Source organism: Mycobacterium sp. RTGN5 (genome assembly GCF_033804465.1).
In the GTDB taxonomy this organism is placed as follows: domain Bacteria; phylum Actinomycetota; class Actinomycetes; order Mycobacteriales; family Mycobacteriaceae; genus Mycobacterium.
On sequence record NZ_JAPZLA010000001.1, the window covers coordinates 2393966 to 2407674 of the forward strand.

17 protein-coding genes are annotated in these 13709 nt (G+C 68.1%); 9 read left to right on the plus strand and 8 right to left on the minus strand.

The genetic code is table 11. From position 1 onward, the window contains the following. Window positions 1-115 precede the first annotated feature (115 nt). Window positions 116-481 (plus strand): DUF952 domain-containing protein, encoded by a 366-nt coding sequence (locus SLQ31_RS11670; protein ID WP_319432421.1) that lies wholly within the window; start codon window positions 116-118, stop codon window positions 479-481. Here SLQ31_RS11670 and SLQ31_RS11675 read toward each other — a convergent pair. The 3 genes from SLQ31_RS11675 to ppgK all read right to left on the minus strand — a co-directional run bounded on the left by SLQ31_RS11675 (window position 457) and on the right by ppgK (window position 3287). Further along, window positions 457-837 carry a RidA family protein gene (locus SLQ31_RS11675; RefSeq protein WP_319432423.1) on the minus strand — a complete coding sequence of 127 codons (381 nt, stop codon included), beginning with the start codon at window positions 835-837 and terminating at the stop codon, window positions 457-459. The genes SLQ31_RS11670 and SLQ31_RS11675 overlap by 25 nt on opposite strands. 7 nt (window positions 838-844) lie before the next feature. Continuing rightward, window positions 845-2329, minus strand: coding sequence for an RNA polymerase sigma factor (locus SLQ31_RS11680; RefSeq protein ID WP_319432425.1), 1485 nt, complete (start codon window positions 2327-2329; stop codon window positions 845-847). A 178-nt stretch (window positions 2330-2507) separates the two neighbouring features. Next, window positions 2508-3287, minus strand: coding sequence for a polyphosphate--glucose phosphotransferase (ppgK, locus tag SLQ31_RS11685; protein ID WP_319432427.1), 780 nt, complete (start codon window positions 3285-3287; stop codon window positions 2508-2510). 84 nt (window positions 3288-3371) lie between these two features. Here ppgK and SLQ31_RS11690 point away from each other — a divergent pair, with 84 nt between their 5' ends. Continuing rightward, on the plus strand, window positions 3372-4232 hold the full coding sequence (locus SLQ31_RS11690) for an inositol monophosphatase family protein (RefSeq protein ID WP_319432429.1): 861 nt from the start codon (window positions 3372-3374) through the stop codon (window positions 4230-4232). Between the two features lie 5 nt (window positions 4233-4237). Here the strand turns inward: SLQ31_RS11690 and cei are convergent, their stop codons facing one another. Continuing rightward, window positions 4238-4888 carry an envelope integrity protein Cei gene (gene cei / locus SLQ31_RS11695; RefSeq protein ID WP_319432431.1) on the minus strand — a complete coding sequence of 217 codons (651 nt, stop codon included), beginning with the start codon at window positions 4886-4888 and terminating at the stop codon, window positions 4238-4240. A gap of 168 nt (window positions 4889-5056) precedes the next feature. On the opposite strand from cei, the gene SLQ31_RS11700 reads away from it, so the two are divergent. Further along, entirely contained in the window at window positions 5057-5359 is a 303-nt protein-coding gene (locus tag SLQ31_RS11700; RefSeq protein WP_005145714.1) for a DUF4193 domain-containing protein, read from the plus strand. A 9-nt stretch (window positions 5360-5368) separates the two neighbouring features. On the opposite strand, the gene SLQ31_RS11705 is transcribed toward SLQ31_RS11700, so the two are convergent. Continuing rightward, complete coding sequence (locus SLQ31_RS11705; protein ID WP_319432433.1) at window positions 5369-5845, minus strand: DUF3093 domain-containing protein; 477 nt, start codon at window positions 5843-5845, stop codon at window positions 5369-5371. Window positions 5846-5870: 25 nt separating this feature from the next. Here SLQ31_RS11705 and dut point away from each other — a divergent pair, with 25 nt between their 5' ends. Beyond that, window positions 5871-6335, plus strand: a complete 465-nt coding sequence (gene dut, locus SLQ31_RS11710; protein WP_319432434.1) for a dUTP diphosphatase — start codon at window positions 5871-5873, stop codon at window positions 6333-6335. Then, on the plus strand, window positions 6332-7135 hold the full coding sequence (locus SLQ31_RS11715; protein ID WP_319432435.1) for a DUF3710 domain-containing protein: 804 nt from the start codon (window positions 6332-6334) through the stop codon (window positions 7133-7135). Before dut ends, SLQ31_RS11715 begins: the two co-directional genes overlap by 4 nt. Here SLQ31_RS11715 and SLQ31_RS11720 read toward each other — a convergent pair. Then, window positions 7132-7875: an alpha/beta hydrolase gene (locus SLQ31_RS11720; RefSeq protein WP_319432436.1), complete on the minus strand. Its 744-nt coding sequence runs from the start codon at window positions 7873-7875 to the stop codon at window positions 7132-7134. The genes SLQ31_RS11715 and SLQ31_RS11720 overlap by 4 nt on opposite strands. A gap of 120 nt (window positions 7876-7995) precedes the next feature. On the opposite strand from SLQ31_RS11720, the gene SLQ31_RS11725 reads away from it, so the two are divergent. Further along, on the plus strand, window positions 7996-8367 hold the full coding sequence (locus SLQ31_RS11725) for an OB-fold nucleic acid binding domain-containing protein (RefSeq protein WP_319432437.1): 372 nt from the start codon (window positions 7996-7998) through the stop codon (window positions 8365-8367). Then, complete coding sequence (locus SLQ31_RS11730; protein WP_413641786.1) at window positions 8364-9071, plus strand: DUF3159 domain-containing protein; 708 nt, start codon at window positions 8364-8366, stop codon at window positions 9069-9071. Before SLQ31_RS11725 ends, SLQ31_RS11730 begins: the two co-directional genes overlap by 4 nt. A 4-nt stretch (window positions 9072-9075) precedes the next feature. Here SLQ31_RS11730 and SLQ31_RS11735 read toward each other — a convergent pair whose 3' ends face one another. Both SLQ31_RS11735 and SLQ31_RS11740 read right to left on the minus strand, forming a co-directional pair. Next, window positions 9076-9750 (minus strand): TrkA family potassium uptake protein, encoded by a 675-nt coding sequence (locus SLQ31_RS11735; RefSeq protein ID WP_319432438.1) that lies wholly within the window; start codon window positions 9748-9750, stop codon window positions 9076-9078. Between the two features lie 3 nt (window positions 9751-9753). Further along, entirely contained in the window at window positions 9754-10431 is a 678-nt protein-coding gene (locus SLQ31_RS11740) for a TrkA family potassium uptake protein (protein ID WP_319432439.1), read from the minus strand. A gap of 87 nt (window positions 10432-10518) precedes the next feature. On the opposite strand from SLQ31_RS11740, the gene SLQ31_RS11745 reads away from it, so the two are divergent. Both SLQ31_RS11745 and SLQ31_RS11750 read left to right on the plus strand, forming a co-directional pair. Next, complete coding sequence (locus SLQ31_RS11745) at window positions 10519-12513, plus strand: APC family permease (protein WP_319432440.1); 1995 nt, start codon at window positions 10519-10521, stop codon at window positions 12511-12513. After that, window positions 12458-13708 carry a class I SAM-dependent RNA methyltransferase gene (locus tag SLQ31_RS11750; RefSeq protein WP_413641789.1) on the plus strand — a complete coding sequence of 417 codons (1251 nt, stop codon included), beginning with the start codon at window positions 12458-12460 and terminating at the stop codon, window positions 13706-13708. Before SLQ31_RS11745 ends, SLQ31_RS11750 begins: the two co-directional genes overlap by 56 nt. Window position 13709 lies beyond the last annotated feature (1 nt).

Genomic DNA, 13709 nt, shown 5'->3' on the forward strand with positions numbered 1-13709 from the left:
CCGTCACGTATCTCCACTGTCTCAGACGTTCTGTGTTTCGGCCTTGTTCCCCGGGGGTTTAGCGCTGTGTCGTGTCTCACGCCCTGTCCTGTTGCGGGTGGTGCAGTGTGGTCGTATGTACCCGAATCCGGAATTCTTACTCCACCTGTGCGGACAGCGGGACTGGGAAGCGGCCAAGGCCGTCGGTGAACTTTGCCCCGCATCGCTCGCCGACGTCGGATTCGTCCACCTCTCGACGCGGGAGCAGGTGCACCTTCCGGCCAACCGGCTCTACGCCGACCGGACCGATCTGGTGCTCCTGCACATCGACCCGCACATGCTGGCCGCGCCGGTGCGGTGGGAACCCGGAGTGTCAACGGATCCCGAGTCCATGCGGTTCCCGCACCTGTTCGGTGCGTTGCCCACCACCGCCGTGACGAACGTCACTCCGTACCTGCCCGGGCCCGACGGCCGGTTTCAGCCGTTCGAGGCCTCGGCGTAGGCGTCGGCCTCGATCTCCACCAGCAGCCCGGGTTCGATGAGTGCCGAAACCTCGACCATGGTCGAGGCCGGGCGAACCGTGCCGAAGAACTCCGCATGCACGGCGCCGACCTCCCGCCACCGGGATATGTCGGTGACGTAGATTCGGGTGCGGATCACGTCGGACAGGCCGGCGCCCAGATCTGATAGCGCTTTCTCTATGCGCTGCAACGCATTTCGGGTCTGCTCGACGATATCGTCCCCGGCGCCGGTGGTGCCGGAGACCGCGATGAACGGCCCGGTGCGCACCGCGCGTGAGTAACCGACCAGCGCCTCGAACTCGCTTCCGGATCCGAGGTTGACCCGCTGTGTCGACATGCGGGTCTTAGTCGAGGTAGTCGCGCAGCACCTGAGACCGGCTGGGGTGGCGCAGCTTGCTCATGGTCTTCGACTCGATCTGGCGGATCCGCTCGCGGGTGACCCCGTAGACCTGCCCGATCTCGTCGAGGGTGCGGGGCTGACCATCGGTCAGGCCGAACCGCAGCCGGACCACACCGGCCTCGCGCTCGGAGAGCGTCTCGAGGACCGACTGCAGCTGATCCTGCAGCAGGGTGAACGAAACAGCGTCGACGGCCACGACGGCCTCGCTGTCCTCGATGAAGTCACCCAGCTGGCTGTCGCCCTCGTCGCCGATGGTCTGGTCCAGCGAGATCGGTTCACGCGCGTACTGCTGGATCTCCAGCACCTTCTCCGGCGTGATGTCCATCTCCTTGGCCAGCTCTTCGGGAGTGGGCTCGCGGCCCAGGTCCTGAAGCAGCTCGCGCTGGATACGGCCGAGCTTGTTGATGACCTCGACCATGTGCACCGGGATACGGATGGTGCGGGCCTGGTCGGCCATCGCGCGGGTGATCGCCTGGCGGATCCACCACGTGGCGTACGTGGAGAACTTGTAGCCCTTGGTGTAGTCGAACTTCTCCACCGCGCGGATCAGGCCCAGGTTGCCCTCCTGGATGAGGTCCAGGAAGGCCATGCCGCGGCCGGTGTAGCGCTTGGCCAGCGACACCACCAGGCGCAAGTTGGCTTCCAGCAGATGGTTTTTCGCGCGGTCGCCGTCGCGGCAGATCCACTGCATGTCGCGGCGCTGTTGCACGGGCAACTTTTCGCCCTTGTCGGTCTTCTCGGCCATCAGCTGCGTGGCGTAGAGGCCGGCCTCGATCCGCTTGGCGAGCTCGACCTCTTCCTCGGCGTTGAGCAGAGCGACCTTGCCGATCTGCTTGAGGTAGGCGCGAACAGAGTCGGCCGACGCGGTCAGCTCGGCGTCTTTGCGGGCCTGCCGCAGCGCCTCGGACTCCTCTTCGTCCCACACGAAGTCACCGGAGGCTTTGTCCTTCTCGGACGGCTCGGAGATGTCCTCCTCGTCGCTGGTCTCGCCCTCGGCGGCCGCGGTCTTGCCGGCGGCGGGGGCCTCTTCGGTGTCGTCGTCGGCGACCACTTCGAGATCGTCGAGTTCGATCTCCTCGTCGACGATCTCGGGTTCGCCGTCGAGCTCGGTGTCGGCGTCTTCGTCGGTGCCGGCTGCGGCATCGCCGTCGGCCCCGGTGGCGTCCTTCTTGCCACGGCCGCGAGCCGCGGCCTTCTTCGCAGGAGCCTTGGTGGCGCGCGCCTTGGCCGGGGTGGCCGCCGAGTCGTCAGCGTCGATGGGCTCGGAATCGCCGGCTTCCGCAGTGGCGGCGCGGGGCGCGGCCTTGGTGACGCGCTTGGCTGGCGCGGAACCGTTGGCGGCCTTGACCGCAGGCTTCTTTGCGGGAGTCTTGGTGGCGGTGCGCTTCACCGGCTCGTCGGTTGCCGGGCTTGCTTTGGTCGCTGCCACGTACACCCTTTCGGTCGTGCTGGCTTTCTGGGGGCGCGGGGGCTCCACCGAAAGCGTCGGCTATCTATGAGGACTGTTGGCGTGGATCTCGTTGCGGATTCTCGCCGCTATCCGGTAGGCGGCCGCCGTCAACCATTGTAACGACAGTGGGAGCATGTACCGCGCCAGCGGCGAAAAATCAGCGTGTGACGTCGGCTTGAGCGGCCATCGCCGCGCCGACGATGCCCGCCTCGTTGAGCAGTTCCGCGGCGACCACCGGGGTCCGGTTCTTCAACAGGGGGATCCACTTCTCGGCCTTGCGGCTGATCCCGCCGCCCGCGATGAACAGGTCAGGCCAGATCGCATTCTCGATGCTGACCAGCACTTTTGTCACTTCTTCTGACCAGCGGTCGTAGCTCCACTCCTTGCGCTCCTTCACCGAGGACGCGGCGCGGTGCTCGGCTTCCTTGCCGCCCACCTCCAGGTGGCCGAACTCGGTGTTGGGCAGCAGCTGGCCGTTGTGAATCACGGCCGAACCGATTCCGGTGCCGAACGTGAGCAGCACGATGACGCCGTTTTTGTTGCGTCCGGCGCCGTGTCGCTGCTCGGCGAGACCGGCCGCGTCGGCATCGTTGAGCACGGTGACGTGCTGGCCGCCCAGCGCTTCGCTGATGATCTGGGCGGCGTTGGTGCCGATCCAGCCCTTGTCGACGTTGGCCGCGGTCTGCACCACGCCGTTGACCACCACGCCGGGATAGGTGACGCCCAGCGGGCCGGTCCAGTCGAAGTGCCGAACCACCTCGGCGACCGTCGCGGCGACCGCGGCCGGGGTCGACGGCTGCGGGGTGAGCAACTTGAACCGGTCCCCGATGAGTTGGCCGGTGTCGAGATCGACGACGCCGCCCTTGACCCCGCTGCCGCCAACGTCGACGCCGAAGCCGCGATTGTCTCCGGGGGTGGGCGATTCGGTCTCGGGCATGGGGGCTGCTCCTCAGCGAGGCGGGCGGGTCTGCGCGATTGCCCACACTAGTGGCTATGCGCCCGTCTGTGCTGCGATAAGGCGGTGACCGACAACCGGCCTGAGCAATTACGGGCAGTGGCCGAGCAGCTGGCCGCCGAAGCCGCCGCATTCGTCCGCAGGCGCCGGGCGGAGATCTTCGGCGACGGCGACGGTGTCGCCTCGGATTCGCTGCAGGCCGGGCTCGTCCACACCAAGAGCACGCCGACCGATCCGGTGACCGTCGTCGACACCGAAACCGAACTGCTGCTGCGGGATCGGCTGGCTGCACTGCGGCCGGGTGAGGCGATCCTCGGCGAGGAGGGCGGCGGGCCGGCGCCCGGTGCCGACGGCGCGATCCGCTGGGTGATCGACCCGATCGACGGCACGGTCAACTTCATGTATGGCATTCCGGCGTACGGGATTTCGATCGCCGCGCAGAGCGAGGGCGTGTCGGTGGCGGGTGCGGTCGCCGATGTGGTCAGCGGCGACATCTACTCGGCTGCGGTGGGGCATGGTGCGCACGTGCTCCGCGGCGGAGAGCGCAGGGAACTTCGCTGCAGCGCGGTGACTGAGCTGTCGATGGCGTTGGTGGGCACCGGATTCGGCTATGCGCCGCAGCGGCGCGCTGCGCAGGCAGCGGTGTTGGCCCGGCTGCTGCCGCAGGTGCGTGATGTGCGGCGGATCGGGTCGGCCGCCCTGGATCTGTGCCTGGTCGCCGCCGGGCGCCTGGACGCGTACTACGAGCACGGCCTGCACGTCTGGGACTGGGCGGCGGGTGCATTGATCGCCGCCGAGGTCGGCGCCCTGGTGGTGCTGCCGCCAGTCGACGAAGAGGGGGGATTGGTGGTGGCCGCCGCGCCCGGCGTCGCGGCTGCGCTCATCGACGCAGTGGAGGGGGCCGGGGGACTGCGGCCGCTCGGGTAGTCGGCTCAGCAGGTGCCGTTGTGGATCTTGGTGATCAGCGCCGAGTCGGCGGGCTCGGTGGCGTCCGGGCGCAGGCCGGCCAGGACGGCGTCGATGTCGTCGCTGTGGGCCAGCGTGGTGAAGTCGGTGCCGATCGACAGGTCCACCGAATCGTCCTTGCGGTCGTCCTGGAACAGCTCGACGCAGGGCGCCACCAGCCACACGGCCGCTGCGCTCGCCCGGCCGCTGGATCCGAAGCGGATCTGGCCCTGGCAGGTCAGCCGCGTGGCGGCGTAGATCGGATCGTTGGCCGCGGTCGGCTGAGCGAAGCCGACGTCCCGCAGTGCGCCGGCGACCTCACCGGCTTGGCCGCCCTGGCCGCTGGCGTTGAAGACCCGGATCTTGGTGTCGACAAGCTTGGCCGGTGCGACGTCGAGCATCGAGGCGTGCGACACCTGCTCACCGAGCTTGGGGGCGCCCGGATCGGCGGCCGGTGGCGGCGGGTTGCAGGCCGCGGCCTCCCGCACATCGACGGGGCGGGTCAGCACGAAACCCCACACCACGGCGGTGATCGCGAGCATGACGCCGAGGGCGATGAGTCCGGGCACGTAGTTGCGCCGACGGAACGGACGACCGTTCTTGTCGAAGGCCGTGCCCTCCGTGATGTGAGCGACCACGGATGCACTCTAGAGGCACCGGGTGGGTGCCTGCGGAACACGCCCGTTGCACCAGATCAATCCATGTGACGTAAATCACACCCGGATATGGGTGATCTGGGCATGAATCGTTTGGTGGATCCGTTCGACGCTGGTACAAAGCCATGCTGAGGTTTGGAGGGGACAAGAATGGCTACCGACTACGACGCTCCGCGGCGCACTGAGACCGATGAGGTGTCCGAGGACTCGCTCGAAGAGCTGAAGGCTCGCCGCAATGAAGCACAGTCGGCGGTGGTCGATGTCGACGAAACCGATTCCGCCGAGAATTTCGAGCTGCCCGGCGCGGATCTGTCCGGCGAGGAGTTGTCGGTGCGGGTCGTCCCGAAGCAGGCCGACGAGTTCACCTGCTCGAGCTGCTTTTTGGTGCACCACCGCAGCCGGCTGGCCAGCGACAAGAACGGCGTGATGATCTGCACGGACTGCGCGGCCTAGCCGCGCGAGTCAGCTCCGCAGCGCGGACAGCACCCGATCCGGGTGGCGCACGCTGACCAGCCAGTACGGCGTCGGATCGTCGGGATCGTCGAGAACGACCAGGACCAGCGGGCCTACCCAACCTCGGTGCAGGACGTAGGCGGCCGGATCCAGCTGGCGGCCCAGTGCCGCCGACTTCGCCGTGCGCGGGATCTCGGCCGACCGGGACACCACCGACATCGGTAAATGGGCCTGAGCGGCCCATAGCTCGACCTCGGCACCGTCGGTCACCACTCGAACTTCGGTACGGCTCAGCCACAGCAACACGCCCGCTGCGACGGCACCGAGCAGCGTGTAGGGCAGCCAGGTGGGCAAGGTGCGCACCCCCATGGTGACTTCCTTGGCGATCAGTGCCGCCAACGCCAGACCGAGCGGCCACCACCACCACGGCACCCAGAGCCGTTCGCGGTACCGCACGGTTTGCGAGGTCACACGCGAACCAGACACGCGGCCAAGGGTAGTCTGTGGCATCGTGCCAACCAGTCTCGCGGTGGTTCGCCTAGACCGCGATCTCCCAATGCCCAGCCGCGCCCACGACGGCGACGCGGGTGTGGATTTGTTCAGTGCGGAAGACGTCGATCTGGCGCCCGGCCACCGTGCCCTTGTCTGCACCGGGATCGCCGTGGCGATCCCGCACGGCATGGTCGGTCTGGTCCATCCGCGCTCCGGTTTGGCTGCGCGCGTGGGGCTTTCGATCGTCAACAGTCCCGGCACGATCGACGCCGGGTATCGCGGCGAAGTCAAAGTGTCGTTGATCAACCTCGACCCCGCCACGCCGATCACGATCCGGCGCGGCGACCGCATTGCCCAGCTGTTGGTCCAGCGGGTCGAACTTCCAGAGCTGGTCGAGGTGGCCTCGTTCGACGAGGCCGGACTGGCTGACACCACCCGTGGCGCAGGCGGCCACGGATCCTCCGGCGGACATGCGAGTTTGTGATGGCATTCGGCAGACGTAAGAACGAACCCGAGACCCGCGAGGCTGCGGACAAGACACCGGAAGACGCTGAGGCTTCCGAGGTCACCGAAGCCTCTGAGCCCGACGACGTCGACGACGGTGTCGCCGACTACGACGGCGGCCCTTTCGATGTCGAGGACTTCGACAACCCCGACGAGGCCGCCGAGGCTCGGCTCGACCTCGGCTCGGTGCTGGTCCCGATGCCCGCCGGCGGCCAGATTCAGGTGGAGTTGAACGAGGTCGGCGTGCCGAGCGCGGTGTGGGTGGTGACGCCCAACGGGCGGTTCACCATCGCCGGCTACGCGGCACCCAAGTCGCCCGGCCTGTGGCGGGAAGTGGCCAAGGAACTGGCCGACTCGCTGCGCAAGGACAACGCTGCGGTGTCCATCGAGACCGGTCCCTGGGGTCGTGAGGTGGTCGGTACCGGTGCCGGTGTGGTGCGTTTCATCGGGGTCGACGGCTACCGCTGGATGATCCGCTGCGTGGTCAACGGCGCCCCGGAAGCCATGTCGAACCTCGTCGCCGAAGCGAGAGAGGCGTTGGCCGACACCGTTGTACGGCGCGGTGACACGCCGCTGCCGGTGCGCACCCCGCTGCCCGTCCAGCTGCCTGAGCCGATGCTCGAGCAGTTGCGTCAGGCCGCCGCCCAGCAGGCTCAGATGGTGGAGGCCCAACAAGCGCTGGTGCAGGAGCAGCAGGCGCAGGGCCAGCTGCCGACCGAGCGGCGCAGCGCGTCGGGCTCGGCCATGCAGCAGCTACGCAGCTCCAGCACCGGCGGCTAGCCCGCCGCTGAGCTAGTTCCCCCGGTCGCTTCGCTCCTGCCCGCCGCCTCCTCCAGCGCAGCCAGGCACGCTGCCCCCAGCACTGTCGGGTCGGGGCCGAAGTCGTCGAGGCTGACCGTCCGCAGCGCCGCGTGCGGCGCGGCCGACACCCACTCGAGCGCCACCTCCAGCGGATGGATCGGATCGTCGGTTGCCCCGACCACACCCATGGGCACGCTCAACCGCTCCAACTCGGCGATGCTCGGTGCGACGTAGCCGGCGGCTTCTTCCATCGCGTCGGGCAGCTCGGGCCACTGGCCCAGCCAGCTGCGGGTGAGCTCGTCGGCCAGCCACGCCGGGCTCGACGCCCGCATCTGCGCGGTCGTGGCGACCAGACCGGCGGTCCGCAACTGGTGGGCCGTGTGCCGGGCCGACAGCGCGGCGGGAGCCGATGGCGCCGACCCGGTCCACGCCGGCAGCGCGGCCAGCACCGCCACCGCGCGGCTCGGGTGCGCCAGCGCCCAGGCGACCGTCACCGCGGCCCCGATGGACACGCCTCCGACGATGATCGGGCCCTGACGGGCGGCGTTGTCGAGCGCTTCGAGATAGCTGGCGACCAGCCGGGCCGGCTGCGGCGGGGGCGTCGTCACCACCGCGCCGACCCCGTGCAGCGGCCCAGCGAAGGCTCGGTAGACGTAGTCGTCGTCGGAGCCGGTGCCGGCCAGCAGCACCGCGGTGGCGCCCCGGAATGTGATCGTCATCTCACGATCCTGCCTGTGACGCATTAGCAACCGTCGCCGCGGGTATGCCACATGGCATTCGGGAACCAACAGGTCTAGCGTTGCGTTGGCATGTGATCCGCTGAAGTATCAGGAGAGGCCATGGCTACGGCCGAAAGTTTTGTCCGCCGTCTCACCCGTCGGTTGACGGAGGACCCTGAGCAGCGAGATGTCGAAGAACTCACCGACGATGCCGCACACACCGGCGCGCAGCGAGCAATCGATTGCCAGCGCGGCCAAGAGGTCACCATGGTGGGCACCCTGCGCAGCGTGGACATGAATGCCAAGGGCTGCGCAGGCGGGGTACGCGCCGAGCTGTTCGACGGCACTGACACCGTGACGCTGGTCTGGCTCGGGCAGCGCCGCATCCCCGGAATCGAATCGGGTCGCGCCCTGCGCGTCCGCGGCCGGTTGGGCACGTTGGAGAACGGCACCAAGGCCATCTACAACCCGCACTACGAGATCCAGACTTGAGCCGTCCCGTCGAAGATAGCGACCGCTCCCAAGAATCCATCGAGACGCCGCCTGCCGAGAAGACTCCGGGCCAGGCGCTCTTGGCCCAGATGGGCGGCGTCAGCGGGCTGATCTACTCGGCACTGCCCGTCGCGGTGCTGGTCCCGGTGAACACCGCGTTCGGCCTGATACCTGCGATCGCCGCGGCGCTCGGCGTCGCCGCCCTGATTCTGGTGTGGCGCCTTTACCGCCGCGACTCCGTGCAGCCCGCCGTCTCCGGCTTCATCGGCGTCGGGATCAGCGCGCTGATCGCGTGGCTCGTCGGGGCGTCGAAAGGCTACTTCCTGCTCGGCATCTGGACGTCCCTGATCTGGGCGGGGGTCTTCGCCGTTTCGGTGCTGATTCGCCGGCCCATCGTGGGCTACGCCTGGAGCTGGATCCAAAGCCACGATCGCAGCTGGCGCAGCAGCCGGCGCGCGGTGGTCGCCTTCGACATTGCGACGCTGACGTGGGTGCTGGTGTTCGCGTCGCGATTCGTGGTGCAGCGGCATCTCTACGACCTTGATCAGACCGGCTGGCTGGGGGTGGCCCGCATCGCGATGGGCTGGCCGCTGACCGGGGTGGCTGCGTTGGTCACCTACCTGGCGATCCGCGTCGCCCAGCGGGCGGTCCACGCCGCGCACGCGGACAGCGACGCCACCGACGGCGCACCGGCTGCCGACTGACCGGCTAGGTCGACAGCACCGTCTTCCGCAGCTCGTCTTCCACCTCGGGGGCCGCGACGAACAACAGTTCGTCGCCGCCTTCCAGCGGTTCGTCGGCTTCCGGCACGATCACCCTCGGGCCGCGCAGGATGGTCACCAGCGTGGCGTCGCGCGGCAGGATCAGCTTGCGCACCGGCCGCCCGCCCCACGGTGTGTCGTCGGGCAGGGTGATTTCGACGAGGTTGGCGTGGCCCTGGCGGAACTGCATGAGCCGCACCAGGTCGCCCACGGCGACGGCCTCTTCCACCAGCGAGGCCAGCATCCGCGGCGTGGACACCGCGACGTCGACGCCCCACGAGTCGTCGAACAGCCACTCGTTGCGGGGATCGTTGACCCGGGCCACCACGCGTGACACCGCGAACTCCGTCTTGGCCAGCAGGGAGAGCACCACATTCGCCTTGTCGTCGCCGGTGGCGGCAACGACGACGTCGAAGTCATGCAGGTGTACCGACTCCAGCAGGCTGATCTCGCAGGCGTCGCCGAGCCGCCAGTGCGCGGCCGGGATCGCGTCGACGTCAAGATGTTCGGCGTTGCGCTCGATGAGCGTCACCTCGTGCTCGCTCTCGAGCAGTTCGCGGGCAATCGAGCGGCCGACCGCACCCGCTCCGGCGATCGCCACCTTGAGCCGTTTGTCACCCATCTGTCAGTGCCCCTCTCCGACGTCCGGGCCAGGCGGTAGCGCGGCCATCGCCAGCGCTTCGGCGGCGCGCCCCGAGATCGCCGCGATGTAGACCTGATCGCCGGCCTGGACGACCGTTTTGGGCTCGGGCAGGATGCCGGTGCCGAACCGGATCACGAAGGCGACCCGCGCGCCGGTGGCCTCCTCGAGGGAAGTCAGCCGATGCCCGACCCAGTCTTCGTGCAGTGTCACCTCCGCGACGGCCATCGTGCCGGTGGGATCACGCCACTTGGCGGTCTCGGTGTCGCGCACGAGCGCGTTCAGCAGGCGGTCGGTGGTCCAGGGCACCGTCGCCACCGTCGGGATGCCCAGCCGCTCGTAGACCGCGGCACGCTTGGCGTCATAGATCCGCGCGACGACCCGTTGCACGCCGAACGTCTCGCGGGCCACCCGCGCGGAGATGATGTTGGAGTTGTCGCCGGAGGAGACCGCGGCGAACGCGTCGGCGTCCTCGATTCCCGCGCGCAGCAGCACTTCTCGGTCGAATCCCATGCCCAGCACCCGCTCGCCGGAGAAATCCGGAGACAGCCGGTGAAAGGCCGTCGCATCCCGGTCGATGACGGCCACCTCATGGCCGATCCGGGACAAAGCGTCGGCCAGCGACGCGCCGACGCGGCCGCATCCCATCACCACAACCCGCACCTGGCGTCCTCTCGACTTCGTCGTGCGCCGACCCGACCGTATGGGGAACGCTACAGCCAAACCGCCATGGGCCTAGTCTTGGCACTCGTGTCTAAGCTTTCGACCGCCGCCCGTCGGCTGGTCCTGGGGCAGCCGTTCCGCAGCGACAAGCTGAGCCACACGCTGCTGCCCAAGCGCATTGCCTTGCCGGTCTTCGCCTCCGACGCCATGTCATCGGTTGCCTACGCACCCGAGGAAATCTTTCTGGTGCTCTCGGTGGCGGGCCTGTCGGCCTACACGATGGCGCCGTGGATCGGCGTCATGGTCGCGCTGGTGATGCTCGTGGTGGTGGCCTCCTACCGGCAGAACGTGCACGCCTATCCGTCCGGCGGCGGCGACTACGAGGTGGTGACCACCAACCTGGGGCCGACGGCGGGCCTGACGGTGGCCAGCGCCCTGCTGGTCGACTACGTGCTGACGGTCGCGGTGTCGATGGCCTCGGCGATGTCGAACATCGGCTCGGCCGTCCCGTTCATCGCCCAGCACAAGGTGGCGTTCGCGGTCGCTGCCATCGTGCTCCTGACCGCAGCCAACCTGCGCGGTATCCGCGAGTCGGGCACCGCGTTCGCCATCCCGACCTACGCCTTCATCGTCGGCATGTTCATCATGCTGATCTGGGGCTTCTTCCAGATCTATGTGCTTGGGGATCATCTGGAGGCCGAGTCGGCCAAGTTCTCGATGCACTCCGAGCACGGCGACGTCATGGGTTTCGCGATGGTGTTCCTTGTGGCGCGTGCATTTTCGTCGGGGTGTGCGGCGCTGACCGGTGTGGAGGCGATCAGCAACGGGGTGCCCGCGTTCCGTAAGCCCAAGTCCAAGAACGCCGCCAGCACGCTGCTGCTGCTGGGGACGATCTCGGTCGGCCTGCTGATCGGGATCATCGTGCTCGCGACCAAGATCGGGGTGAAGATCGCCGAACGGCCGGACGAGCAGTTGGGCGGGGCGCCGGCGAACTATCACCAGAAGACTCTGGTAGCCCAGCTGGCAGACACGGTGTTCGCCGGGTTCCCCTTGGGCCTGTGGCTGATCACCGGCGCCACCGCGCTGATCCTGGTGCTGGCCGCCAACACCGCGTTCAACGGATTTCCGGTGCTGGGCTCCATTCTGGCGCAGGACCGCTACCTGCCGCGCCAGCTGCACACCCGCGGCGATCGGCTGGCCTTCTCCAACGGCATCCTGTTCCTGGCGGCGGCCGCGATCGCGTTCGTCGTCGCGTTCAACGCCGAAGTCACCGCGCTGATCCAGCTGTACATCGTCGGGGTGTTCGTGTCGTTCACGCTCAGCCAGATCGGCATGGTTCGGCATTGGACACGGCACCTGCGCACCGAAACCGATCCCCGGGCCCGCCGGCACATGATGCGCTCGCGGGTGATCAACACGATCGGCTTCATCGCCACCGGCGCCGTCCTGATCGTCGTTCTGGTCACCAAATTCGTCGCCGGCGCCTGGATCGCAATCCTCGCCATGACAAGCCTTTTCATCGTGATGAAGGCCATCCACAAGCATTACGACACGGTGGCCCGCGAGCTGGCCGAGCAGGAAGCCGAGCAAGGCGAGGTGGTCTTGCCCAGCCGTAACCACGCCGTCGTGCTGGTCTCCAAACTGCACATGCCGACGCTGCGGGCGTTGTCCTACGCCAGGGCCACCCGGCCCGACGTGCTGGAGGCAATCACTGTCAACGTCGACGACTCCGAGACTCGCCAGCTGGTGCACAAGTGGGAGGACAGTGACATCACTGTCCCGCTCAAAGTCGTTGCCTCCCCGTACCGGGAGGTCACCCGACCGGTCCTGGACTACGTCACGCGGATCAGCAAGGAAGCCCCGCGCACGGTGGTGACGGTGTTCATCCCCGAATACGTGGTCGGTCACTGGTGGGAGCAGGTGCTGCACAACCAAAGTGCATTGCGACTCAAGGGCCGGTTGCTGTTCATGCCCAACGTGATGGTGACTTCGGTTCCCTGGCAACTTAATTCGTCGGAACGGGTGAATGATTTGCCGGTGCAGAACGCACCCGGTGACGTGCGCAGAGGATTCCTGGAGTGAATCGATAGTGACTGAGGGGGATGCGGTCGAGCTGGTGCTCACAACCGGTGCGGCCGCCAACGGGGGCAGCTGTGTGGCACGCCATGACGGGCGGGTCGTATTCGTCCGCTACGCGCTGCCGGGCGAGGTGGTGCGCGTGCGCGTGACCGGCGACCGCGGATCCTATTGGCACGCTGAGGCAATCGAGATTCTCGAAGCATCGCCAGACCGGGTGGAGTCGCTCTGTGAGATCGCCGGGGTGGGCAAGGCCGGCTGTTGCGACCTGGCCTTTGCCAGTCCCGAGGCGGCCCGGGTTCTCAAGGGTCAGGTGGTGGCCAACCAGCTGGCCCGGCTCGGAGACTTCGCTTGGGACGGGGTGGCCGAACCCTTGGGCGACGGTGCGCCCCGTGGCTGGCGAACCCGGGTCCGACTGGCCGTGGATAGCAACGGCCACGCGGGATTTCACCGGTACCACAGCTCTGAGCTGGTCACCGACCTACGCTGCGGCCAGTTGCGTGACGGCTTGGTCGACGGGCTGGACGGATCGCGCTGGAAACCGGGCGATCAGGTGCACGTGGTCGCCGACGATGAGGGCACCCGGCACATCGTGTGCAACAACAAACAGCAGCGCCGTGGTCACCGGGCCGAGGGCGAGTTCGACTCGGTACAACGCGTCGGGGAGCGAGCCTGGCGCGTGCCGGTCACCGGGTTCTGGCAGTCGCACCGCGACGCCGCGACGACGTACAGCGCGCTGGTGGCCGGCTGGGCGCAGGACATCAGGGGAGCCAAGGCGTGGGACCTGTACGGCGGCGCGGGGTTGTTCGCCGCCGTACTCGCCGACGCGGTCGGCGACGGCGGACGGGTGCTGACAGTGGACACCTCACGCGCCGCCTCGGGGGCCGCGCGTGCCGGACTGGCCGATCTGCCCGGGGTAGAGGTGCTCACCGATTCGGTGCGCCGGGCGCTGTCTGCCCAGCGCGAGGGTGCCGACATCGCCGTGCTGGACCCGCCGCGCTCGGGGGCCGGGCGCGAGATCATCGATCTGCTCGCGGCGGCCGCGGTGCCGCGGGTCATCCACATCGGTTGCGAGGCGGCGTCGTTCTCCCGCGACATCGGCCTGTACCGCGGGCACGGCTACGCCGTCGAGCAGATCCGGGTGTTCGACTCGTTCCCGCTGACCCACCACGTCGAGTGTGTGGCACTGCTGGTGAAGTGAG